General features: G+C 69.4%; 1 pseudogene. It reads right to left on the bottom strand.

The annotated features are described in order from the left end of the window. Positions 1 to 686 (bottom strand): annotated as a pseudogene (locus tag HWY05_RS37595) (histidine kinase); the annotation flags it as partial.

The raw sequence follows: 686 nt of genomic DNA, 5'->3' as shown, positions 1-686 counted from the left end.
GCGACGGCCATGCGCAACCCCTCGGCATCGTGCACCACGGCGATCTCGATGCGGCTCGCGCCGCTGTGGCGCAGCGCGTTGGTGGCCGCCTCCTGCAGCACGCGCATCACGTCCAGGCAGGTCGAGTTCGGCAGGTGCAGGCTGTCGATGCCGGCCAGCTCCCAGCGGCAGTCGATGTCCTGCGCCTCGAAGGCGCGCGCCAGCCGGTGCCGCATCGGCGCGATGAAGCCGTCCAGCGAGCGCGTGCCGGCATGGTCGAGCGAGGCCGAGTCGATGATGATGCGCAGGTCGTCGCGCAATTCCTTCAGGATGCCGAGGAAACGCGCCGGCGGCATGTCCTGCGGCGCGTGCTCGAGCGTGGTGATGCTCGACACCAGGGTGCCGCCCAGCCCGTCGTGCAGATCCTGCGCGAGCGAGAGCCGCTCGTTCAGGCGCGCGTTGGTGACCTGCAGCGCGTGCTCGCGGTCCAGCGTGTCGCGCAGCTCGCGCTTGGCCTCGGCCACCGCGCTGGTCAGCTCGTGGTTGAACTGCTCGATGCGGCGCAGGTTGGTGACGAAGCGCCAGGCCAGCACCAGCGCCATCCCGATCATCTCGAACTGCGCGGCGATCGAGGTGTAGTAGACGTTGTCGCCGAGCACGCCGAGGAAGGTCAGCAGGTCGTGCATGCAGGCCAGCACGAAGACCAG

Origin of the sequence: Paraburkholderia sp. BCC1876 (genome assembly GCF_902833695.1) — a bacterium.
Lineage (GTDB): Bacteria > Pseudomonadota > Gammaproteobacteria > Burkholderiales > Burkholderiaceae > Paraburkholderia.
Note: the sequence above shows the minus strand (reverse complement) of the source record. Positions and strands in the feature narration are given on the sequence as shown.